This window comes from Gemmatimonadales bacterium (genome assembly GCA_041390145.1).
Lineage (GTDB): Bacteria > Gemmatimonadota > Gemmatimonadetes > Gemmatimonadales > GWC2-71-9 > SPDF01.
The window spans coordinates 206,929-229,250 of sequence record JAWKQM010000002.1; the positions used below are offsets into that span (position 1 = coordinate 206,929).

Genomic DNA, 22,322 nt, shown 5'->3' on the forward strand with positions numbered 1-22,322 from the left:
CTACATCACCCGGTAGCGGGGGCCGCTGCCGCCTTCGCGCGGCGTCCAGCGCGGACCGAGGATGTCCGTTGCCTTGCAATCGATGCAGTTGGGCGGGTTCACGCGCAGCTCGTCGCCGTCGCGTTCGTACACCCCCGCCGGACAGAGATGGACATAGAAGTCCGCCACCTCGGCACTGATGTCCGGCCCGACCAGCAGGTGGCTGGGAATGGTATCGCGGGTCGCGTTGCCGGACTTGAAGACCGCATCAAGCTTGCTGAATGTCAGCACCCCATCCGGCACCAGCGTCGTCTCGCCCCCGTCGGCTCTCGGCGCATCGGCGTCGGCGTGCATGGAGATCCTGCCTCCGGGAAACCGTCCCCGGGTCAGTGTCATCAATCCCGCCTTTGCCGCCCCCATCAGGAATCCATCCTTGAAGGCAAGACGCATGTTGCGCGTCTTGTAGAGATCGTCGCGGATATAGCTCGCGTCGACCATCCGGTCGGACTCGGCAAGCGCCGCCGCTGAGGTATCGCCCTGCTTCAACGCGGCAAAGATGGCGCGGGCCGCATAGATCCCCGACTGCATGGCGTAGTGCACGCCCTTGAGCGAGGGCACGTCGACGTATCCCGCGGCATCGCCGACAATCACCAGCCCATCGCCGGTGCGCCGACTCGGCAGGGCGTGGAAGCCACCCTCGGGAATCGTCTTGGCACCCCATTCGACCAGCTCGCCGCCGTCAAGAATTTCGCGGAAAAGGGGATGGAGTTTCATGCGCTGCAGCAGGGTGTGGACATCAAGCTTCGCGTTGCCGTAGTCAAGCCCCGCCACGAGGCCGATCGACACCTGGTCGGGGCCCTGGGGATAGCACCAGCTGCCGCCGAACACATCGCTGGGGAGCGGCCACCCCATGGTGTGGATGACCCGATCGAGCGGCCGCGCCACCTTCCACACTTCCTTCACCCCGAGGGCGAAGATCTGCGGATTGGGCGAGGTCACGCCCTGCCAGGTGCACCACGCCTGCGAGAGGGCGCCGCGCGTGCCCTCGGAGAGCACCGTCACCCGCGCCGTCAGGTCCGTCGGCTCCGCGTAGTCGCTCCCCGGCGTGCCATCCCGGTTGAGACCGCTCGGCGTGGTGCGGACGCCGCAGACCGCCTTCTCCTTGACGAGCAGCGCGTCCACCGGGAACCCGGTAAAGACGTTGACGCCCAGTTCCTCCGCCTTCTGACCGAGCCAGCGCACCATTTCAGAAATGGAGGCGGAATAGTTGCCGGTGTTGTGCATGGTCGGCGGCGTCGGAATGCGGCGGGACGCGCCTTCGGTGAGGAAATAGACCGCCTCCGCGTCCACCCGCTGGCGGAAGGGAAAGTCGGCATCGGTCAGGTCGGGGAAGAGCTCCCGGAATGCCCGGGGATTCACGACGGCACCCGAGAGGTTGTGCTCGCCGAGGCCCGCGGCCTTTTCCAGGACACCGATGTTCAACTCGCCGAGCCCGCCTCCGGCCTCCTGATCGGCCTTGGCCAGGCGGGCGAGTTCGATGGCGCCGGCCAGCCCGGCGGGCCCGGCGCCGACAAACAGCACATCCATCTCGATGGCTTCCGCACCCGGCGCTTCATCGAGAAGGAGCTTCCCGAACGGCAGCGCTTGCTGATGGCGACTGGGCAGGATGGAGGACACGGCGGAAGCTCCTTGGATTGCGGTCGACGGCAATGGCAGAGAGAATATAACCTGCGGGGCGACCACATCATCCTGACGGGGAGGCGTACCATGGCTCGACGGACGGCGGCGCGCGACCCGTGGGTGTGGGGTCAGGCGCTCCTCGGGATCCTGGTGATCTTCGGAGTGCCCTGGGCCGCGGGTCTGCTCGGGCTGCCGGCTCCCGGCACCGCCTGGCGCCTGCTGGGCGGCCTCATGACCGCCGCCGCAGTCCTCGGGATGGCCTTCGGGGCGCTGACCCTCGGCCCGAACCTCACCCCGGCCACCGAGCCCCTTCCCGGCGCGCGACTGGTGACCCGCGGGATCTACCGGCTCGTGCGCCACCCCATCTATCTCAGCGTCTCCCTGGCGCTCGCCGGCTACGCCACGATTCGCGCCGGCGGGTGGGCCGGTGCGACGGTGCTCGTCGTCGCCCTTGCGTACTTCGAGCAGAAGGCGCGTGTGGAAGAAGCCTGGCTGCGCACCCGCGTCCAGGGGTATCAGGAGTACGCGGCCCGGGTCCCCCGCCTCATTCCGGGTGGCTGGCACTGACCGGTCACACAAACGGGCCGCGCTGGAGATTTCAGGCGGCCCGTCCGTGTGTCCTTTCGCACCTCGCTAGCTGCCCGCTCGCGCCTTCTTCACTTCCTCGGTGAGCTTGGGCACCACTTCAAACAAGTCGCCCACGATGCCGTAGTCGGCCAGCTTGAAGATCGGGGCGTCCTTGTCCTTGTTGATCGCCACGATCGTCTTGGAGGTTCGCATGCCGGCCAGATGCTGGATGGCGCCGGAAATGCCCACCGCGACATACAGGTCCGGGCTCACGATGCGCCCGGTCTGACCGATCTGGGTGGAGGGATCCCGCCATCCGTCGTCGGTGACGGCCCGTGTGGCACCGACGGCGGCGTTGCCGAACGCGGCGGCCAGCTCCTCCATCAACGCGAAGTTGGCGGCCTCGCGCAGCCCCCGGCCGCCGGCCACGACCACCGGCGCGTCGGCCAGGTCCAGCTGCGCGTCACCGCTCCCACCCACCTTCGTGACCACCACCCGCGCCGACGCCGGATCGAGCGCCGGCTCGGCCTGCTGCACACGCGCGGTCCGGTCGGCGTCGGTTGCGAGCACCGCTCCGGGCCGCAAGGTGACGACGGCCGGCGTACCGGCCAATCGCACCGTGGTGACGATCTTGCCGATATGCGTCGGGTGCTGGCCAATCAGCACATCGCCCTCGAAGGCAAAGCTGGTCAGGTCCGATGCCATGCTGACGCCAAGCGTGGCGGCGACCCGCGGGGCGAGGTCGCGCCCCTCGGCGGAGGCGGCGAAGAAGGCGCCGCGGTACCCACCGCTCTTCACCTGCGCGGCCGCCGTGGCCGCGAACACCTCGGGGCTGTACCGCGCGAGGTCGGCGTGCTCCACGACCACCACGACATCCGCGCCGGCACGGCCCAGGGCCTCGGCCTTGGCGCCGATCCCCGGCGCGCCAATCAGCAGGGCGTGCACCTCGCCGCCGCCGGTGGCGTCCGCCGCCTGCCGCGCGGCGCTGACGGTTTCGAGTGCAACCTTGCGAAGCGCGCCGCCCCGCGACTCGGCGAATGCAAACATGTTGGCCATCAGAGCACCTTCGCTTCGGTCTGGAGAAGCCGGATGAGTTCCGGCACCGCGTCCGCGCCCTCGCCGATGATCCGACCGGGCGGGCGGTCCGGTGGCAGGGCGATGACGTCCACGGTCAGGTTGGCCGCACCCAACTGCGCCGGCTTGACCTCGAGCGGCTTCTTCTTGGCGGCCATGATCCCCTTGAGCGAGGGAAGCCGAGGCCGGCCGAGCCCTTCGTCGATGGTGATGATGGCCGGCAGCGGAAACTCCACCGTCTCGCTGGCGCCTTCGAGCTGGCGCTCGGCGGTGCCGCGCCCATCCGCGACGTCGAGCTTCGAGATGGCGGTGACGCACGGCAGGCCCATGAGGTGAGCCGTCATCGGCCCGACGGTCTGGTTGGCACTGTCGGTGGCCATCCGGCCAAAGAGGATCAGGTCGTAGCCGCCCTCCTTGAGCTCGGCGGCCAGGGCGGCGGCAATCGCCATCCCGTCGAAGGGCACTTCCGCGGCGTCGAGCTGGATGGCGCGGTGGGCGCCCATGCCCAGCGCCTTGCGGAGGGTCTCCTGCACGGCGGCGGGGCCAACCGAGACCACCACCACCTCGCCCGCACCCTGACTCTCCACCAGTCGCAGCCCCGCCTCCACGGCGTACCCGTCGAAGTCGGCGATGTCGAACTTGAGGCCGGCGGGATCCAGCGCCTTGCCATCGGCCCCGATGGCGAAGCGCAGGTCCATGTCCGGCACCCGCTTGATGCACACGGCGATTTTCACGTCAACTCCCTGCGTGCGAATTCGTTGCTAGAACGCTGGCAGGCCGGTGACGGCCTGTCCGAGGATGAGGGTGTGCATGTCGTGCGTCCCCTCGTAGGTATAGACCGACTCGAGGTTGGCCATGTGCCGCATCGAGTGGTACTCCACCAGGATGCCGTTGGCGCCGAGCAGGCGACGCGCCTCGCGCGCCGCCTCACAGGCCATGTTGATGTTGTTGCGCTTGGCGAGCGAGACCTGGTCCGGCGTCATGGTGCCGCGGTCCTTGAGGCGGCCGAGCTGCAGCGTGAGCAGCTGCGCCTTGGTAATCTCGGTGAGCATCTCCGCCAGGCGGGACTGCTGCAACTGCGTCTGCCCGATCGGCTTCCCGAACATGATGCGTTCCTTGGAGTAGCTCAGCGCCTCGTCGTAACAGGCCATCGCCGCGCCGATGCCGCCCCACGCGATGCCGTAGCGCGCCTGCGTGAGGCACATGAGCGGGCTCTTGATCCCGCCCGACTTGGGCAGGATGGCGTCCTTGGGGACGAGGCAGTCCTGCAGCACGATTTCGCTGGTGTCGCTCGCGCGGAGGGAGAGCTTCCCCTTCTGGTCCTTGGCGGTGTAGCCCTTGGTGCTGGCCGGCACGATGAAGCCGCGGATCGACTTCACGTCATCGATCCCGCCCGTCTTGGCCCAGATGATCGAGACCGTGGCCTGGGAGCCGTTGGTGATCCACATCTTGGCGCCGTTCAGCAGCCACCCGTCCTTCGTCTCCCTGGCGGTGGTGATCATCCCGCCGGGATTGGAACCGTAGTCGGGCTCGGTCAGGCCGAAACAGCCGATGTCTTCGCCGGAGGCGAGCCGGGGCAGCCAATACTTCTTCTGCTCCTCGGAGCCGAAGGTGAAGATGGGGTACATCACCAGCGCCCCCTGCACCGAGGCAAAGGAACGAATCCCGCTGTCTCCCCGCTCCAGCTCCTGCATGATGAGGCCGTACGACACGTTGTTGAGCCCGGCGCAGCCATACTCCTCGGGGAGGTTGGCGCCGAGGACGCCCAGCTCCGCCATGCCGGGAATCAGCTGCTTCGGAAACTCGCCCTCGACGTAGGCGTCCCCGATGACCGGCATCAGGTGCTCCTCGACCCAGGCGCGCACGGTGTCCCGCACCGCGCGCTCCTCCTCGGAAAGCAGGCTGTCGACGTCGTAGAAATCCACTCCCGCAAATGCGTTCGCCATTGGTACGTGCCTCTGGGAATCCTGTTGAATGTCAGTCTATCGTGCGCCGCGGGCCCCCGTGGCCCAGGGATCGCCGCGCGCTGGGTTCGATGCCCACCGCGCGCGCCTTCCGGCGGAAAACTGTTCCATGATCGACTGGCAGGGCCGACTCCGCCTGCCACTGATGCACCATCTCATGCAACACGGTCTGTTCCACCTCCGCCCATCCATGCTTCAGGTGCGCCCGGCTCACCGCAATTTCCAGCGACTTGCCGCTCCTGGCATCCACCGCCAGTTCGCCGAGCCGGGTGCGCATGCGGCTCGAGAGCCGGAAATGGATGACCGGCAGTTCCCCGCCGAAGTGCTCGTCATTCAGCCGCCGGTGCATGGCCGCCAGCCGCGCCAGGACGGCGTCGTCGCCGGCCCGGGGGCGCTCCACTCCTCGCCTGCTTGGCCGGGCCGGCGGGGCGTGGACCTCGACCGGGAAGGTCAGGAACTCGCGCTCGGCGCTGCGGCGGGTGGCGCGGCGCGTGCCCGGCCGCACGTACTTCACGATGGCGGACAGGACGCGGTCTGGCGCCCAGGCGTAACCGCGGTGCACCCGGAGCACCCCCTGCGCCGTCACGCTGAGCAGCACCGTCCGGTTGGTGTGCGTCGCGAATCCCCGGAACGGCGGCATCCCCAGCGCATCCAGCCGACGGCGGAGTACCGCCTCGGCGGTCTCAGGCGACGCGGCCTGCCCCCACAACCCCATGGCGCTCCCCTGCCCGAGCAAACGTGTGACGGTCCGACGCGCGGAATTCGTCCCCTTCGCGATCCCAGCGCCAGTGTTCCACCTGCACGGCATCCGGATCGATGCGCAGGACATTGAACACCGAGGGACGCTTGCCGCGGGTCCGATCGCTGAGCGTGCTCGCCGTGCTGATGACGGTGCCCCTCGGCAGCTGCCCTGCCCCCTCCTGGTGGTCGTGCCCGCAGAGCACCACGTCGGCTCCAGTGGCGTCGAGTCGCCGCTGGGCGCTGGCCCAGTGCGCCAGGCCCATCCGCTGGCTGATCTCGCCCCGCAGGACGTTGTGGTGCATCACCACGACCTTGGCCGCGTCCGCCGGTTCGGCGGCGAAGAGCTCGGTGAGCCGATCGGTCTCCGACTTCGGTATGTGACCCTTCACTGTCAGGTCCCGCTGGTTCCAGGTCAGGGAACCGGCGGCCAGTCCGTGCGCCGACAGGGCGCCGGCCACGACGAGCCCCGGCAGCCGGAGTACCGGCGTCAGCTCTTCGCCGAGGTACGTCCGATACTTCTCGTACAGCACCCGCCGCCCGAAGATCCCAAAAGGGCTCTTCCACCACTCGACGTCGTGGTTGCCAGGCACCAGGAGCGTCGGCGCCGTCTTCTGCATCGCTTCCAGGAAGGCGAGCCCGCGCTGGTACTCCCCGTGCCGCCCCCGCTGGCTGATGTCGCCGGAAACAAGGACGGCATCCGGCGCGAGCTGCGGCACCAGCTTTTCCACCGCACGGATCTGCGCCAGCTCAACCGGCCGACCAAAGTGCAGGTCGGAAAGGTGGACAAGGGTGACGTTGGTCACCAGGAGGCCCGGATCTGGTAGGTGATGGTCGTTTCGCCCTTGGCGGGAACCGCGACCTTGAACCGCACCCGCGTACTCGACACCCGGTCGGCCGGCACCGAGCTCGTCACCACGGCCCAGTCGCCGCCGCGCTCCTCGTACACGTCGACCGTGGCCGACGAATCGGTCGCGTTCGCCACGGTGACGCGGTAGTCGGCCGTGGCGGTGGACTTGCCGTTCTTGTCTCGGGTGATCGCGTAGGTGGTCTGGGTGCGCTTGGCGGTGAAGTCGAAGGCGGTACCGGCGTCGAGTTCCAGCGGCTGACCGGCAGCGGTGTGGCCGAGGGAGGACTCCCCGATGAGTTGCAGCCGCCCGCCGTTGTCCTTCTGGTAGATCCGCGCAACGCCACCCGGCACCGGCGTGTCGCCGAACGGGGTCTTGAGCGCCCGGGTTACCACGTACGTCACCGCGACCGGCACCTGCTGCTCGTCGCCGTACTGCGGGAGGCCGCCCCAGTACGGGAGACCGGACTGGACGACAAGCCGCTTCACGACCGGTGCGGTGGTCGGATCGAACAACGCCACGAGCGAGGTCTCACCCGGGCGAATCGTGACGCGTCCCGGAACGGTGTAGAGGTGGGCTTCGCCGACCTGTTCGTCCTTGGCTGCGGCACCTTCGTAGGACATGGCCGCCATTGCAGGAGCGCGCCTGGCCTGCGGCGCCGAGCCGACGTCGCCCGCCATCAGCTGCAATTCCGCATCAGCCACGTTGATCGTGCTCGACTCGATGACCGCATTGCCCGCCACGCGCGCATCCTTGCCGCCCAGAATCACCTGGTAGCTCGCCTGCCAGCCGGCGCCACTCGTGAAGTACGCCAGTCCGAGCGACGGAAGCGCCTTCGCACTGGTGAGGGAGAGCTTCAGCGTCGGCTCCACGATCACGACGTCGGCCGGAAACCGCGGCACGCCAGGCATCTGGAATCCGATGGTGCCGTCCGCGTAGCGATACCGATCCGGGTCCACTGCCAGGAGCGTGGTACGGACGGTGTCCCCCGTCCCGGTTCCCCGCATAAAGAGGATCTCCCGGCCGACGGCGCGCCGCAGGATGCTCGCCCCGTCGGTGCCGCCATCGTAGGTGGCACCGAGCAGGCTCACCGCCGGATCGAGCGGGAACATCGTGGACGGGTCGAGGGTTCCGAGGGTCACCCGCTGTTCCGACGCCCCCTTCGGAATGGCGATCGGCAGGGTGCGCCGTACCATCACTCGGCCGGAGTTGTAGATGGTCAGGCCGGTCTGGGCTGAGAGCGGGAGCGCCGTGGCGACGAGCAGTGCCGTCGCCGCCGAGATGCTGCGGATAGTGGTCATCGGGGGAGGTACTCCATGGCAATGCGACTCACGATGCGGCGCAGGAGGATGTAGGTGGCGGCGACCGCGATGGCGCCATAGATGCGGCCCAGCACCGGCTCGGCCGGCACCCGGAACCAGACATAGAGCCCCATGAGCGCCGTGCCCGCGAGGGCCACGCGGCCGGCGAGGCGGTTGGCCCGACCCTGCCGGACGGCGTGGCAGTCGGGGCAGTCGGTGCCCCACTTGAGGCCGAACACCCGCTTGCCGCAGGTGAGGCAGGGAACCTCAGGCGATCCGCCGGACAACCGCATCGCCGAACTCCGTGGTCGTGGCGGTCCCGCCGAGATCGCGGGTGCGCACCGTGTCGTGCTCGATGACCTGGGCCACCGCAGCCCGGACCCTGTCCCCTGCCTCGACCTCGCCGAGATGGTCGAGCATCATCGCGCCGGCGAGAATGAGCGCGGAGGGGTTGGCGATGTTCTTGCCCGCGATGTCGGGGGCACTGCCGTGCACCGCCTCAAAGACGGCGGCGCGGGCGCCGATATTCCCGCCCGGCGCCAGGCCCAGCCCGCCGATCAGTCCGGCTGCCAGGTCGCTCAGGATGTCGCCGAACATATTGGTGGTGACCATCACGTCGAACTGCTCGGGACGGAGCACCATCTGCATGGCGGCGTTGTCGATGATGAGATCGTTGAATGCAATCCGTCCCTCGTACTCCGCCGCCACCTTCCGGCCGACTTCGAGGAAGAGGCCGCTCACCATCTTCAGGATGTTGGCCTTGTGGACGACGGTCACCTTCTTGCGACCCTTGCGGAGCGCATATTCGAAGGCGTAGCGGATGATCCGCTCGCACCCCCCGCGCGTCACGATGGCCACCGACTCCGCGACCGCCCGCGGATCGCCGCCCACCGGGACGAAGTGCTCCACCCCGACGTAGAGCCCCTCCACGTTCTCGCGCACCAGCACCAGGTCCACATTCGGAAACTTCCCCGCCCCGGCGAGGCTCTTGGTCGGCCGCACATTGGCGTAGAGCTCGAACTCCTTCCGCAGCGCCACATTCACGGAGCGGAAACCGGTCCCGACGGGCGTTGTGAGGGGTCCCTTCAGGGCGAGCGTGGTACGGCGGATGCTCTCGACCGTCCCGTCGGGGAGCGGGTCGCCGGACCGGTCCACCGCCGCCATGCCGGCAATCTGCTCGTCCCAGTCGAACTGCACACCGGTCGCCTCGAGCACCTTGCGGGTAGCGGCGGTAATCTCGGGGCCGATGCCGTCACCCGGAATCAACGTGACAGGATGGCTCATGGTTCGACGGTGATCGCGGGAAAGAGGATGGTCATCACAGAGTCCATCGCCGCGGCCGGCGTGGCCCCGGCGGCGACGATGTAGCTCCGGAACACGACGTCGCCCATCCGGGTGTCGATGCCCACGAAATTGCCGCGCGCCTCGACCGCCCCGCTGCTGTCGTGCTGAAAGGAGAGCGACGCCGGGACGAAGGCGTAGCGGCCCCCGGCGATGGCCATGAGGTTGCGCAGGTTGGAAATCAGCGGGTTGGGCACCTTGGTGATCTGCGGGTCGCGCAGGGCCGCCTGGCCGAGGTAATCGGGGTCAGCGGCAATGCCGGGCGCGCTCCGGGCGAGCGCCCGCATCTGGTCGGGGAGTTTCCACTTCACGTCGGGCGCCCGCATCATCAGCATCTCGCCCATGATCGAGTCCGCCCACGCGATGCTGCTCGCGCGGTTGGCGAACGGCGGCTTCCCGGCGAGGGAATCGCGCGCCACGACGAGGGTAATGGGAAAGACGCCGACGACCTGCCCCGCGATGCCGAGGGTGTTCATCGGGATCGCGGGAGGCATCTTCACCTGGCTTTTGGACTTGGGCGGCGCGGCGTCCTGCGCCTCGACGGGGTCGGGACCGACCGAGGCCTGGCTGCCACCGGCACAGGCGGCCAGGCCGACAAGCACCAGCAAGCGGGATATGCGGTACACGTGGACTCCCTTGTCCGGGCATCCTGCCCAACATCGGGGGGCGGACACCCTCTGGTAAGTCACTGTTGAACAACGGGATACGCTCTTCGCCGTTCCTCCGGTCGAAGGGCCATAAGCCGTGGAAATCTAATGGGATGGGAGGGGTGGGGCGAGGGCGGCCTATTCGAGCGAAAGGCCCCCGTCCACGACCAGCACCTGGCCGGTCACGTGGCGGGCATCATCAGAGCAGAGGAAGGCGATCACCTTGGCGACGTCGGCCGGCTCCGCGACCCGACCCAGCACCGAGTGCTTCCGGGCCCGGTCGATCACGTCGTCGGGCAGCATCCCCATGCGCTCGGTCCGGATGAAGCCCGGGGCGACGGCGTTGACATTCACATTCGAGGGACCGAGCTCCACCGCGGCGGCCCGCGTCAGGCCGATGACCCCCGCCTTGCTCGCGGCGTAATTCGCTACGCCAAACCCGGGGCGCTCGGCCTGGTGGGCGCTCACGTTCACGATCTTTCCATACCGCTGTTCCCGGAACCCGTGCGAAACGGCACGGATGCACTGGAAGGTGCCCGTGATGTTGGTCTCCAGCACGTCCTTCCACGCCTTGTCCGTCATGCGCCAGAGCGCGCCGTCCATGGCGATGCCGGCGTTGTTGACGAGGATGTGCAGTCCGCCGAGTTCACTGCGGACCTCGCCCATGAACCGGTCGACCGCCTTGGCGTCGCGCACATCGCACTTGGCGGCGTAGACCTCCACCCCCATGGCCCGGAGTGACGTCTCCGTCAGCAGCGCCTGCTCGGTAACGTCCCGGCCGGGGAGGTCCACGAAGCAAAAGGCAACGTGACACCCCTGCCGCCCGAACTCGAGGGCGATGGCCCGGCCGAGGCCGGTGGCGCCCCCGGTGACAACGGCGACCTTGCCCCGGAACCCCGTGTCGGCGATCCGCTGGGGCGCAGGCTGTTCCATGACGGCGCCGCTGCTGCGGCGTCCGCTGGCCGCCTGCCAGTGGCTGCCTTTGTACTCGGATGGAGGAGTCGGCATAGACCGTCGAAGGTACGGCGCGGCCGGGAAGAGGGCAAGAAGGCGGGGCGGCGGGGCAGGGAGGCAGGGTGGCACTCACGTGGGCGCCGTCATTCCCACCCAAGCGGGAATCGAGTGGCCTCGCAGGGTGCTTCCGGCAACCTCGAGTTGGACGCATCTTATCTGAATGCAAACCACCGGCTGGATTCTCGTGTCCGTGGTCGGCGCGGTGTCGTGGGGGGTCCTCGCCCTGCACCGGGGGGAAACCATCAACGCCGCCTGGCTGGTCCTCGCGGCGGTCGGCACTTACCTCGTCGCCTACCGGTTCTACGCCCGCTTCCTGGCCACCCGGGTGCTCGACATCGACCCGACCCGGGCCACCCCCGCCGAACGGCTGAGCAACGGCCGGGACTTCGTGCCGACCACGCGCGGCGTGCTCTTTGGGCATCACTTCGCGGCCATCGCGGGGGCAGGCCCGCTGGTCGGGCCGGTGCTGGCCGCCCAGTTCGGCTACCTCCCCGGCATGCTCTGGATCGTGTTCGGCGTCGTGCTGGGGGGCGCCGTGCAGGATTTCGTCATCCTCTTCGCCTCGATGCGCCGCGACGGGAAGTCGCTCGGGCAGATGGCCAAGGAGGAAATCGGGCCGGTGACCGGCGTGGCCGCGATGGTCGCCATCCTGGCCATCATGATCATCCTGCTGGCGGTGCTCGCCCTGGTGGTGGTCAACGCCCTGCGCGACAGCCCGTGGGGACTCTTCACCATCGCCTGCACGGTGCCGATCGCGCTCCTGATGGGGTTCTGGATGAAGGTGTGGCGGCCTGGACGGACGCTCGAGGCCACCAGCGTCGGCATCGTCCTGCTGATGGCGTCGCTGGTCGGCGGCCGGCTGGTGGCCGAGAGCGCCGTCCTCGCTCCCTATTTCACGATGGACGCGGGGACGATCGCGTGGCTGATCATCGGCTACGGATTCGTGGCGAGCGTACTGCCGGTCTGGATGCTGCTCTGCCCGCGGGACTATCTCTCCACCTTCATGAAGGTCGGCACCATCACCCTCCTCGCGGTCGGCATTCTGGTGGTCCTTCCGCCCATCAAGCTCCCCGCGGTGACGCAGTTCATCGACGGCACCGGGCCGATTTTCGCCGGGAAGCTCTTTCCGTTCGCCTTCATCACCATCGCCTGTGGCGCCATCAGCGGATTTCACGCGCTGGTGGCGAGCGGCACCACGCCGAAGATGCTGCGCCGTGAAGGCGACGCGCCGCTCATCGGCTACGGCGGGATGCTGATGGAGTCGTTCGTCGCGGTCATGGCGCTCTGCGCCGCGGCGGTGCTGGACCCCGGCGTCTACTTCGCCATCAACGCTCCGCTTGCCACGCTCGGCGGGTCACTCGACGCCGCAGCCGAGACGATTCGGAGCTGGGGATTCGTCGTCACCCCGGGGCAGATGCAAACACTGGCCGCCTCGGTCGGCGAGTCCACGCTGCTGGCGCGCACCGGCGGGGCCCCCTCGCTGGCCGTCGGCATGGCGCAGATCTTTGCCGGAGTGTTCGGTGCCCACCTGACCGCACTCTGGTACCACTTCGCCATAATGTTCGAGGCGCTGTTCATCCTGACCACGGTGGATACCGGCACCCGCGTCGGTCGGTTCATGTTCCAGGAACTGGCGGGTCATCTCTGGGAACCGATGGGACGGACGTCGTGGTATCCGAGCACCGTCCTCGCGTCCCTGGCGGTCGTGGCGGGGTGGGGGTGGTTCCTCCTGCAGGGCGTCCACGACCCACTCGGCGGGATCAACACCCTCTGGCCGCTCTTCGGGATCAGCAACCAGCTCCTCGCGGCCATCGCGCTCGCGGTCGGGACTACCGTGCTCATGCGTTCAGGCAAGGCCCGGTACGCCTGGGTCACCCTCCTGCCGCTGGCTTGGCTCCTGGTGGTCACGCTGACGGCGGGATGGCAGAAGATCTTCGCCGCCGACCCGCGGCTCGGCTTCCTGGCCCACGCGGCGGCCACGAGCGCCCAAGTCGCGAGCGGAGGGATAGATGCGGCCCCGGGCGCGCGCCTGATTTTCAACGACCGGCTGAACGTCGCGATGGCAGCGCTGTTCATGGCGGTCGTGCTGCTCGTGGTGATTTCGTCGGCGCGGGTCTGGCTGGGCATCCTGCGGGGGACGACGCCCGCCACCACCCGGGAGGCGCCGTATGTGGCAACCAGCTATGCGAGTTGACGTCGGCGGATGGCTCCGGCGGGCGCTGCGGGGGGTGCGACGTATGGCCGGCATGCCGGACTACACCCTCTACGTTGAGCACCGACGCCGTCACCATCCCGACGAGGCGGTGCCCAGCGAACGAGAGTACTATGCCGAGTACGTCACCGCGCGCTACGGCGATTCCCCGACGAGGTGCTGCTGATGAACCGCATGGTCCGATACTTCGTGAACGGGCTCCTGCTCTCCACGCCGATTGCCCTGACACTCTACGTCTGCTGGCGCATCTTCCGGGCGGTGGACGGCTGGCTCGGGCTTCCCTGGCATGGTGCGGGGTTCATCGCGACCATCGCACTCATCACCCTGGTCGGATGGCTGGCCACCACCTACCTGTGGAGTTCGCTGTTCGGGCTCGTGGAGCACGCGATGGAGCGGGTCCCGCTCGTGCGCTTCCTCTACAACTCGCTGAAGGAAGTCCTCGGGGCGTTTGTCGGGGAGAAGAAGCGCTTCGACCGCCCGGTGGTGGTGCAGCTCATCCCAGGCGGCAGTGCCCACGCCCTCGGCTTTCTCACCCGGGAGTCGCTCGACTCCCTGGGCCTGACTGACCTGGTCGCAGTGTACCTGCCCCAGTCCTACAACTTTGCCGGACAGGTCCTGCTCTTTCCGCGCGACCACGTGGTCCCCATCGCCGCCGGCAGCAGCGACGTGATGGCGTTCATCGTGTCGGGAGGGGTGGTGGAAGGGTCCAGGGGGAGCGAATCATCAGCCACGCCAGCGCCGTGACGGCCATCAGCGCCGCCGATGCCCGGAGCGCGACCCCCGCTCCGGCGTTCTGGTAGACCAACCCGAACAGCAGCCCGGCCGGCAGCGCGGCCAGCCCGGTCACACCGTGGTAGGCCCCGAAGCCGCGCCCCGTTCGCACCGGCGCCAGTCGCGCCACGAGTGAGCGCTCCGCCGGTTCCAGCAGTCCGCCCGCCAGTCCGAGCGCCAGGAAGGTCGCCACGCCTGCCGACTCGGTGAGCGCCCCGCCCAGCAGATACATCACCCCCGCAAACAGCAATCCACCAACGGCCACCGTCCCGCGCGTACCCAGCGTGTCGCTCAGCCATCCGCCGGGATAGGCGGCACCGCTGCGCACCACATGGAGTCCAGCCCAGACCAGGGGGACGGTCGCCACCGGAACGCCGAGCCCCTGGAGGCGGAGGAGGAGCAGCGCCTCCGGCATTCGAAAGAGGGTGAGCGCAGCCAGCATCAGCATCGGTCCCCAGAAGACCCGGCCCGTGGCGTCGACTTGTGCCGGCGCGACCGGATCACGCGGCTTGACGGACGGGGCGCGTCGCAACACCCGAAAGAGAATCAGCATCACGACCAAACCGGGCAGCCAGGTCCAGGCAATCACGTCCCGCACCGCGACCCCTCTGCTGAGCAGGAACCAGGCGGCAACCGACCCGAGCACCGCGCCGAAATGATCGGCGCCACGGTGAAATCCAAAGGCACGGCCGAGGAGTGGCGCGGGGGTGGCGTCCGCGATCATCGCATCGCGGGCCGGCGTCCGGAGCCCCTTCCCCACGCGGTCGACGACCCGGAACCCGAGCACGGTGCTGGCCGCCCCGGCCAGGGCAATGAACGGCCGGATGAACAGGGCCGTGCCGTATCCAACCAGGATCAGGGGCTTCCGCCACCCGGGCCTGTCCGCCCAGCGTCCGCTGAGCCATTTGAGGAGGGCCGAGGTGAGATCCGAAGCGCCATCCAGCGCCCCGAGGAGGGCCGGCCCACCACCGAGCGAGGTGATGAAGGCGGGCAGGAGGGGGTAGACCATCTCGCTCGCGAAGTCGTTGAAGAGCGAGACGAGGGAGAGGCCCTTGACCGTCGCGGGGAGGGCAGCGGGGCCGGGGGGCAGCGGGGCCGGTGACTGGCCGTCCTCAGCGCTGCTGTAAGTCTTTGCCATATAGCGCTTTATCTCTTTACTGTACGGAAAAACGTACGTAATTCGGTTTCATCCTCCTCCCCATCCGGCCGGAGGCGACTACCTTTTTCTCATGACCGCCCCGCACTCACCCCCGACCACCTTCCGCGAATCGACCCTCTGGTCGATGCCGATTCGCGATCTGGGCCTCACGATCGAGGGGACCAGGCTGGAGCCGGTGGTGGACGAGTTCCGCAGGGAGCTTGAGGTCCTTGGGCTGCGACGGGTCTCGCCCCGCTTCTACCTCTCCACGGAGTGGGGGGTGCCGTTCGAGACGGTGGCCATCGCCATCCCGTTCTACCTGGCCCACGAAGAGCTTGAGGAGATGCATGCCGAACGGGCCGGCCATGTCGAGGGACAGGACCGGGAGGAGATCCTCCGCTACCTGCGTCACGAAATGGGTCACGTGGTGAACTACGCCTACCGCCTCTATGACCGGCCGGAGTGGGAGAAGCTGTTCGGTTCGATGAGCGAACCGTACGAGGACGACTACCGCCCGATTCCCTTCAGCAAGAAGCACGTCAGGCACTTGCCGGGCTGGTACGCGCAGAAGCACCCGGACGAGGACTGGGCAGAGACGTTTGCCGTCTTCATCACGCCGGGATCGGACTGGCGTGCCGAGTACGCGGGACGGCCCGTGGCGCTGGCCAAGCTCGAGTACTGCCAGCGTACGCTCGCCTCGCTTCTCGACCGCGAACCGGTCGTGGTCGACGATGAACTGGACGAGGATGTCGGTGAAATCGAGTACTCCCTCGCCAAGTTCTATCGCGACCTGCTGCCCCGTGAATCGCGCCTCGGCCTCAACCTGGACATGATGCTGAAGAGCATCTTTCCCGACCGCGGGGCCATGCTCCAGCCGAGGGCGGCCTCACAGCTGCTTCGTCGCCTGGAACCCGATCTCCTGGACAACGTCTTTCGGTGGACCGGGCATTTTCCCGACCGCACCCGCGTCCTGGTCGATCACCTGGCCGCGAGAGCGCAGAGCCTGAACCTGTCCTACCATGAATCGCAGGAACCCGCCATCACCGTGGCGCTGACCACCCTCGTCACGTCGCTCGCCATGAATTACGTCCACTCCGGCGGCTACCTCCGCTAGCCCTCGGCGGTCTTCTTCGCGGTTTCCTCGCCCTTCTTGGTCTCTTCAGACGGCTGCTTTTTTGCCGTATCTCCGCTCTTCTTCCCGTTCGGCTGCGGCACCTTCAATGGCTCGATCCGGGTCCGGAGTCCCGCGCCGCGCCGGTATCGGTCAGTGGCCAGGTCCACGATGCGCTGAATCAGCGCGGGATAGGGGATGCCAGCCGCCGTCGCCGCCATCGCAAACTCGCTGTCGCGCGCCAGGTAGCAGCTCGCGTTCACTTCCAGCACATAGATGTCGCCGGTATCGGTGAGCCGAAGGTCCACGCGGCCGTAGTCGCGGACCCGGAGCGCCCGGTAGGCGTCGACCGACACCTTCTGGAGCTTGGCGCGGAGTTCGTCGGGCAGGTCGGCGAGGACCGACTTGGTCCCCTTGTACGCCGCGCTGTTCTCGTCCCACTTCGCCTTGCTGTCGAGCACATGCGGCACCCCGTCGGGAAGCCCCGAGAAGTCCAGTTCAATCGGGGGGAGCGCGATCGGGTCGTGATTCCCCAGCACACCGACGTAAAACTCCCGTCCCTCGATGTACTCCTCGGCGAGGGCGGAATCGTTGAGGTCCTCGTGGATGGTGGCCACGCGGCGCATCAGCGTCTTCATGTCGGTCACGAGGGAATTGCGATGAATGCCGATGGAGGCGTCGGTGCGGAGCGGCTTGACGAAGAGCGGCATGCGGAGGTTGCCGCCGGTCTCGAAGTCGGCATCACGGGCAAAGACGGCGAACCGGGGATACAGGATGCCGTGAAAGGCGAGCAGTTTCTTGGAGAGGGCCTTGTCCTGCGTCAGGTAGGACTCGCCGGGGCCGCAGCCGGTGTACTCGAGGCCGAGGAGGTCGAGCAATCCCTCCATGGCAATATCACCGAAGATATTTTCGGCGAACATCTCCACCATGTTGAAGACGAGGTCGGGGCGGCGGCGCTGGAGTCCGGCAATCACCCGCTTGACGTCGGCGTGGACTCCGAGGATGGCCACCTGGTGCCCCTGCCGCCGAAGTGCCCGCGCCACCTGGTTGACCACCACGTCGTACTCGGTGGAGCGTTCGCTGGCCTCGACGTACGTCAGGACGGTGATTCTCACGCGCGCTCCTCGCTCGGGTCAGTCGTCGAGTCCCATACCCCACCGAATCAGTGAAACCGGCAGCCCTCCGTACGAGAGCATGGCGTCGTGGAACACGCGGATGGGGACGTCCGGCCCGACCCGCTCGCGCCAGGTGTCGCGCAGCCGGTGGATCTCCCGCCGCCCCACGGCGTCGGCCAGGGCGTATGTCGGCCGGGCACTGGCCCGCCGCACCATCTCCATCGCCTCCTCGCGGTCGACCGCCAGATGCTCCACCGCGTACGACACCCCCTCGGTCGGGGTCATGCCCCGGGTATGCAACCCGACGTCGAGAATGACCCGCACCGCGGCGCGGAGCCGGCGCGCAATTCCCATCAGCCGCTCCTCGGGGCCACCGGCAAACCCGGCAGCCGCCAGCAGTTCCTCCGAATAGAGCGCCCAGCCCCGCACGGTGAGCGGAGTCCAGAGATACTGCCGGACGAGCGACGGCTGCGCGGCGGCCGTTTCCCGCTGGAGGAAGTGGCCAGGCCACGCTTCCGCCGCGGCCCAGGCCCATGTCTCATGCCGCGAGTGAACCGCGCCGCCATTCGCATCGGTGATGAGCAGACGGCCACCCCGCGCCCGCTCACCGGGGCTCGGCGGCTCGCACCAGACGGCAGGCAGGAAGTGCTGCAGATAGGCGGGGGTCGCCTCGACCCGGAGTTCCGCGGAAGGCAGCGCGACGATCCCCGACTCGGCCACGAAGCCCCGCGCCCGTCCGACCTCGTCCGCGTAGGCCTCGAGCACCGACGCGCCCAGCCCCTCCGCACGCAGGCGCCGCACGGTTTCCGCCCACGGGGCCTCCGGGCTGAGAGCCAATGCCGCCGCCTGCATCTCGGCGCCGGTCTCCTCCACCAGCCGGAGGCCGTAGCGCCACAGTTCGGGTGCCGTGGCGCGCAGCGCGTGTTCGTGGTGGAGGCGACGGTTGAATTCGTCCTCTCCCACGGCAAAGGCGAGTTCCGCGGGATTGGTCTGAAGTTCGGTGCGGAGCGTGGTCTTGAAGTGGGCCAGCGCCGCCGCCGCTTCGTAGGCGGCCGCCGCGAGCGTGTCGAGCATCGAGGGAACACGGCGCCCGAATTCGGCGGCCAGCAACCCCGGCAGCTCGGCGCCACCCTCCAGCATGGTCAGGCCGGTGCCCAGCATGACGGGCGGCTGGCTCCGCAGAGTGGCGCCGGCACTGGCCAGAAACTCCGGCGTGGCCTGCAGCCTGGCGAGGGCCGCTTCCGCCCGCCGCTCCGTCTCGTCGGCGGCGCGTTCAATCAGGCCGTAGTAGGCACCGAAGAGGTGGGAGAGCCAGAAGGCGGGGTCGTGCACGTGGGGACGTTCGTGCTGGAACCGAAAGGTGGAAACACGAATATCGTCGAGGAGCGCCGTTCGGTCGATCTCATCCTGCAGCCCGGCGATTTCCAGTTCCTCGACCGCTCCCGCCATCGCGCGGTAGGCGGCGAGCTGCCGCCGGACGCTGACATCGTCGAAGGTGCCGAGCCGGGCATCCGAGGCGGCGTCACCGGCCGCCGTTCCGGCCGCCGGATCGAAGTTCCACCGGAGGTCGAGATAGGAACGGGCGAGGGCGTCAGTGGCTGACGGCATCGGCCACGCTCTGTCCACGGGCTGCCGCAATGAGCCGTTCGCATTCCGGCGTGTCCAGCACGCGGTCCGCCTTCTTGGCTGCGTTGAAGAGCGCCTCGGAGAGCAGCGTGTCCTCCGGATCGTAGCCGTGTTCTTCCAGCCAGCACTTCACGTTGGAGAGCCCCGACACCGGCGAAATCTCGATCCGCTGCCGGAAGCCGAAGATGCCGGCCGGCACGGAGGAATACACCCGGTCCGCGAGCCACTCATCGCCCTTCTTGCGCGCCTTGAGGATGGCGGCCGCGTGCACCCCCGTGGCGGTGCGGAAGGCGTCGGTGCCGACCACCGGATACTGCGCCGGCACGGGGATGCCGGTCGATTCGGAGGCGAGCTGACAGTACTCGCTGAGCTTGGAGAGGTCGCCGGTATGGAGCCCGAGGAGGTAGAGGTTCACGATCAGGAGGTCCATCTCCGCATTGCCCACCCGCTCCCCGATGCCGAGCGCGGTCCCGTGCACCCGGTCGACGCCGGCCTCGATTGCCGCGAGGCAATTGGCGATGCCGAGGCCGCGGTCGCGATGCCCGTGCCAGTCAATCAGGACATCTTCGCCTGAGGGGGTCACGATCTCGTCCTGCACGAACTTGACCAGCGCGCGGACGCCGGCGGGTGTCGCGAATCCGACCGTGTCGGCCAGGCAGATGCGACGGGCGCCGCACGCGATGGCGGCGCCATAGAGCGCCTTCAGCGTTTCCGGCCTGGCCCGCGTGGTGTCCTCAGTGACGTACATGACGGGCAGGCCGTTGGTGACGGCGTAGGTCACCGCCTCCTCCGAGACCCGCAGCATCTTGTCGAGCGTCCAGTCCTCGGTATACTGCCGGATGCTCGAGCTCCCGATGAAGGTGGCGGCCTCGATGGGCACACCGACTTCTTCCGACACCCGGACGATCGGTTCCACGTCGGCGATGACGGTGCGGGCGGCGCAGTTCATGTCGATCGGGAGCCTCTGCTCGACGATTTCCTTTGCGAGCGCCCGGACCTGCGCCACCGCGCGCGGGCCGGCGCCGGGCAGTCCGATGTCCGCGGACCGCACCCCCAGGTCGGCCATCAGGTGCAGGAGACGGATCTTGACGTCCATCGGCGGGTCGATCACCGACGGGCTCTGCAGGCCGTCGCGGAGGGTCTCGTCGTTCAGCACCACCGGCCGCCGCGTGTAGTCGAAGGCGGCGTCCCTGGCGTTCCAGTCGTATACGAGATCTTTGGATTCCATAGTCGTAGTCTCTCGCCTCGAAGCGGGGGCGTCAAGCGCCACCGCGTCGGGGTCAGCGCGCGTTGAGCTCGGAGTCGTCGCCGAGGCTGGCCGTTCCTCGCAGGCCGGTCACCTTCACGCGGTTGCCAAGGAGCGCTCCGTCGAGCGAGGACGTGCCGATGACCGCGTCGCGGCCGATGATCGTGTTCCGAATGGTGCTGTCGGTGATGCGCGTCCCCGCTTCAATGGACACATTGGGCCCGATGCTGCTCCGCTCGATGGTCACGCCGTCCTCGATGTAGACCGGGTCGCTGATGACCACGCCGGGAAAGTCCCGCCGGCGCGCGGCGCCGTGCTCAAGCAGGATGCCGTTGGTCTCGAGAAGCGTGCCGGGCGCGCCGCAGTCATACCAGCCGCCCACCTCGGCGGCCAGGATGCGGCTGCCGTGCTCGATCATCCGCTGGAAGGCATCGGTCAGGTAGTACTCCCCCTTGTTGGCGGGCGACGCCAGCACGTGGTCAATCCCGGCCCAGAGCGCGGCCACGTCGCGGATGAAATAGAGGCCGATGTTGGCCAGCTTCGAAATTGGCGTGGAAGGCTTCTCCACGATGCGGGTCATGTAGCCGTCGGCGTCGGTCACCACCACGCCGAAGCGCTGGTAGTCCTCCACCTCCTTGGCCCAGATGATCCCGTCGGCATCGGTGCGATTGATGAGGGAGAGATCTGCCTCGAACACGGTGTCCACGAAGACGATCAGCACGGGGCCGGTCACGTGCGGCCGCGCGAGGTTGATGGCCCCGGCCGTGCCGTCCTGCACCTTCTGCTCGATGAAGCGGCAGGGGATGCCGTACCGGTCCTTCGCGTACGCCTCCACCGTTTCCTTGAGGTGACCGGTGATGAAGATCAGCTCCGTCACGTCCAGACCCTCGAGCCGGTCCATCACCCAGTCCATGACCGGGCGGCCCGCCACCTTGAGCATCGGCTTGGGGACGAGGTGGGTATGTGGCCGGAGTCGGGTCCCTTTGCCCGCCAGCGGAATGATGACCTGCATCAGCTCCCCCGTCCGTAGCGGTCGGACAGGCGGACCAGGTCGTCGAGCTCCGGCGTGGACGCCTCGAGCACGTCGCTGTCCACCACGGCCTCGATCTGGTGGACGAGGCCCGCCGGGATGTGCACCGAATCGCCGGCCTTGAAGGCGCGGGCTTCCAGCTCCTCGCCAGGGCGCGTCCGCAGGATGAGCTCGCCGGAGAGGACGTGCATCGTCTCGTCCTTCTTGTTGTGGTATTGCAGGCTCAGCACATGGCCCGCCTTCACGTGCAGCACCTTGCCCACGTAGCGGTCGGTGCGAGCCCAGATCAACTCATGGCCCCACGGCTTGTCCACCCGGTACGGCACATCCGGCATCAGGTCCCCACAGGTCGAAGTTTGAACGAAGACGGCACGGTGACGCAGGCGCGCACGCAGACACCGCAGCCCACACATCCCTCCGCACGGATCACCGGGTGCCCCGCCTCGTCGATGGCGAGCGCCTCCGGGCCGATCGGACAGGCCTTGGCGCACACGGAGCATTCAGACCCCTGGAAGGTGATGCACCGCTCCGGCAGCAGCTCCAGGAGGCCCATCTGCACGCCGGCCCAGCCATCGGCGGGGACGTTCAGCGCCTCGGTCGGGCAGGCCGCGGCGCACGGCATCTCCGGGCAGGCGATGCACGGCTGCAGGCGCGGGTCGAAGAAGGGCGTCCCGGCGGCGAGCCCGGCGCTGGGCGCCGCGAACTGGATGGCGTGCGGCGGACAGACGCTGCCGCAGTCGCCGCAGCGGGTGCACGCCGTGAGGAACCCGACCTCCGGCAGCGCGCCCGGCGGACGGTGGTAGCGCTTCTGCACCACCGTCTCCTCGGTCTTCTTGACGATGTCGTCGAGCCAGTCCCCAACCAGGTTCCGGAAGAAATCCCGCCGGTTGCCATCGCCACGATCCCAGGGTCCTGTCATA

23 protein-coding genes are annotated in these 22,322 nt (G+C 68.2%); 5 read left to right on the top strand and 18 right to left on the bottom strand.

Annotated features, from left to right (window positions below; genetic code table 11):
* Entirely contained in the window at positions 1-1,656 is a 1,656-nt protein-coding gene (locus tag R2910_00965; protein MEZ4411538.1) for an electron-transfer flavoprotein:ubiquinone oxidoreductase, read from the bottom strand.
* A 90-nt stretch (positions 1,657-1,746) separates the two neighbouring features.
* On the opposite strand from R2910_00965, the gene R2910_00970 reads away from it, so the two are divergent.
* Positions 1,747-2,226, top strand: coding sequence for an isoprenylcysteine carboxylmethyltransferase family protein (locus tag R2910_00970; GenBank protein ID MEZ4411539.1), 480 nt, complete (start codon positions 1,747-1,749; stop codon positions 2,224-2,226).
* 66 nt (positions 2,227-2,292) lie between these two features.
* Here the strand turns inward: R2910_00970 and R2910_00975 are convergent, their stop codons facing one another.
* The 10 genes from R2910_00975 to R2910_01020 form a co-directional block, all read right to left on the bottom strand.
* Positions 2,293-3,282, bottom strand: a complete 990-nt coding sequence (locus R2910_00975) for an electron transfer flavoprotein subunit alpha/FixB family protein (protein ID MEZ4411540.1) — start codon at positions 3,280-3,282, stop codon at positions 2,293-2,295.
* Complete coding sequence (locus R2910_00980; GenBank protein MEZ4411541.1) at positions 3,282-4,034, bottom strand: electron transfer flavoprotein subunit beta/FixA family protein; 753 nt, start codon at positions 4,032-4,034, stop codon at positions 3,282-3,284. Before R2910_00980 ends, R2910_00975 begins: the two co-directional genes overlap by 1 nt.
* A 27-nt stretch (positions 4,035-4,061) precedes the next feature.
* Positions 4,062-5,246 (bottom strand): acyl-CoA dehydrogenase family protein, encoded by a 1,185-nt coding sequence (locus tag R2910_00985; GenBank protein MEZ4411542.1) that lies wholly within the window; start codon positions 5,244-5,246, stop codon positions 4,062-4,064.
* Positions 5,247-5,277: 31 nt separating this feature from the next.
* Entirely contained in the window at positions 5,278-5,979 is a 702-nt protein-coding gene (locus R2910_00990; GenBank protein ID MEZ4411543.1) for a SprT-like domain-containing protein, read from the bottom strand.
* Positions 5,948-6,808, bottom strand: a complete 861-nt coding sequence (locus R2910_00995) for a metallophosphoesterase (protein MEZ4411544.1) — start codon at positions 6,806-6,808, stop codon at positions 5,948-5,950. Before R2910_00995 ends, R2910_00990 begins: the two co-directional genes overlap by 32 nt.
* On the bottom strand, positions 6,805-8,151 hold the full coding sequence (locus R2910_01000) for a hypothetical protein (protein MEZ4411545.1): 1,347 nt from the start codon (positions 8,149-8,151) through the stop codon (positions 6,805-6,807). The genes R2910_00995 and R2910_01000 overlap by 4 nt, the downstream gene beginning before the upstream one ends.
* Positions 8,148-8,444, bottom strand: a complete 297-nt coding sequence (locus R2910_01005; protein MEZ4411546.1) for a hypothetical protein — start codon at positions 8,442-8,444, stop codon at positions 8,148-8,150. Before R2910_01005 ends, R2910_01000 begins: the two co-directional genes overlap by 4 nt.
* Entirely contained in the window at positions 8,419-9,435 is a 1,017-nt protein-coding gene (locus R2910_01010; GenBank protein MEZ4411547.1) for an isocitrate/isopropylmalate dehydrogenase family protein, read from the bottom strand. The genes R2910_01005 and R2910_01010 overlap by 26 nt, the downstream gene beginning before the upstream one ends.
* Positions 9,432-10,118 (bottom strand): hypothetical protein, encoded by a 687-nt coding sequence (locus tag R2910_01015; protein ID MEZ4411548.1) that lies wholly within the window; start codon positions 10,116-10,118, stop codon positions 9,432-9,434. Before R2910_01015 ends, R2910_01010 begins: the two co-directional genes overlap by 4 nt.
* Positions 10,119-10,277: 159 nt before the next feature.
* Positions 10,278-11,147: an SDR family oxidoreductase gene (locus R2910_01020; protein ID MEZ4411549.1), complete on the bottom strand. Its 870-nt coding sequence runs from the start codon at positions 11,145-11,147 to the stop codon at positions 10,278-10,280.
* A 166-nt stretch (positions 11,148-11,313) separates the two neighbouring features.
* Here R2910_01020 and R2910_01025 point away from each other — a divergent pair, with 166 nt between their 5' ends.
* From R2910_01025 to R2910_01035, 3 genes are read left to right on the top strand one after another with little or no spacing between them, the layout of a single operon-like run.
* Positions 11,314-13,347, top strand: coding sequence for a carbon starvation CstA family protein (locus R2910_01025; GenBank protein ID MEZ4411550.1), 2,034 nt, complete (start codon positions 11,314-11,316; stop codon positions 13,345-13,347).
* Entirely contained in the window at positions 13,337-13,531 is a 195-nt protein-coding gene (locus R2910_01030) for a YbdD/YjiX family protein (GenBank protein ID MEZ4411551.1), read from the top strand. The genes R2910_01025 and R2910_01030 overlap by 11 nt, the downstream gene beginning before the upstream one ends.
* Positions 13,531-14,109, top strand: coding sequence for a DUF502 domain-containing protein (locus R2910_01035; GenBank protein MEZ4411552.1), 579 nt, complete (start codon positions 13,531-13,533; stop codon positions 14,107-14,109). Before R2910_01030 ends, R2910_01035 begins: the two co-directional genes overlap by 1 nt.
* On the opposite strand, the gene R2910_01040 is transcribed toward R2910_01035, so the two are convergent.
* The gene (locus R2910_01040; GenBank protein ID MEZ4411553.1) at positions 14,042-15,274 is read right to left on the bottom strand and encodes an MFS transporter; all 1,233 of its coding nucleotides are present in this window, start codon (positions 15,272-15,274) and stop codon (positions 14,042-14,044) included. The two genes, R2910_01035 and R2910_01040, sit on opposite strands and share 68 nt — an antisense overlap.
* Before the next feature lie 91 nt (positions 15,275-15,365).
* On the opposite strand from R2910_01040, the gene R2910_01045 reads away from it, so the two are divergent.
* The gene (locus tag R2910_01045) at positions 15,366-16,388 is read left to right on the top strand and encodes a hypothetical protein (GenBank protein MEZ4411554.1); all 1,023 of its coding nucleotides are present in this window, start codon (positions 15,366-15,368) and stop codon (positions 16,386-16,388) included.
* On the opposite strand, the gene R2910_01050 is transcribed toward R2910_01045, so the two are convergent.
* Genes R2910_01050 through R2910_01075 form a run of 6 tightly spaced genes read right to left on the bottom strand, consistent with a single transcriptional unit; the run spans position 16,385 to position 22,321 of the window.
* Positions 16,385-17,500 (bottom strand): ATP-grasp domain-containing protein, encoded by a 1,116-nt coding sequence (locus R2910_01050; protein ID MEZ4411555.1) that lies wholly within the window; start codon positions 17,498-17,500, stop codon positions 16,385-16,387. The two genes, R2910_01045 and R2910_01050, sit on opposite strands and share 4 nt — an antisense overlap.
* 18 nt (positions 17,501-17,518) lie before the next feature.
* On the bottom strand, positions 17,519-19,108 hold the full coding sequence (locus tag R2910_01055) for a DUF885 family protein (GenBank protein MEZ4411556.1): 1,590 nt from the start codon (positions 19,106-19,108) through the stop codon (positions 17,519-17,521).
* Positions 19,092-20,354 carry a LeuA family protein gene (locus R2910_01060; protein ID MEZ4411557.1) on the bottom strand — a complete coding sequence of 421 codons (1,263 nt, stop codon included), beginning with the start codon at positions 20,352-20,354 and terminating at the stop codon, positions 19,092-19,094. Before R2910_01060 ends, R2910_01055 begins: the two co-directional genes overlap by 17 nt.
* Positions 20,355-20,406: 52 nt before the next feature.
* Positions 20,407-21,384: a sugar phosphate nucleotidyltransferase gene (locus R2910_01065; protein ID MEZ4411558.1), complete on the bottom strand. Its 978-nt coding sequence runs from the start codon at positions 21,382-21,384 to the stop codon at positions 20,407-20,409.
* Entirely contained in the window at positions 21,384-21,737 is a 354-nt protein-coding gene (locus R2910_01070; protein MEZ4411559.1) for a cupin domain-containing protein, read from the bottom strand. The genes R2910_01065 and R2910_01070 overlap by 1 nt, the downstream gene beginning before the upstream one ends.
* Entirely contained in the window at positions 21,737-22,321 is a 585-nt protein-coding gene (locus R2910_01075; protein MEZ4411560.1) for a 4Fe-4S dicluster domain-containing protein, read from the bottom strand. The genes R2910_01070 and R2910_01075 overlap by 1 nt, the downstream gene beginning before the upstream one ends.
* Between the last annotated feature and the right edge of the window lies 1 nt (position 22,322).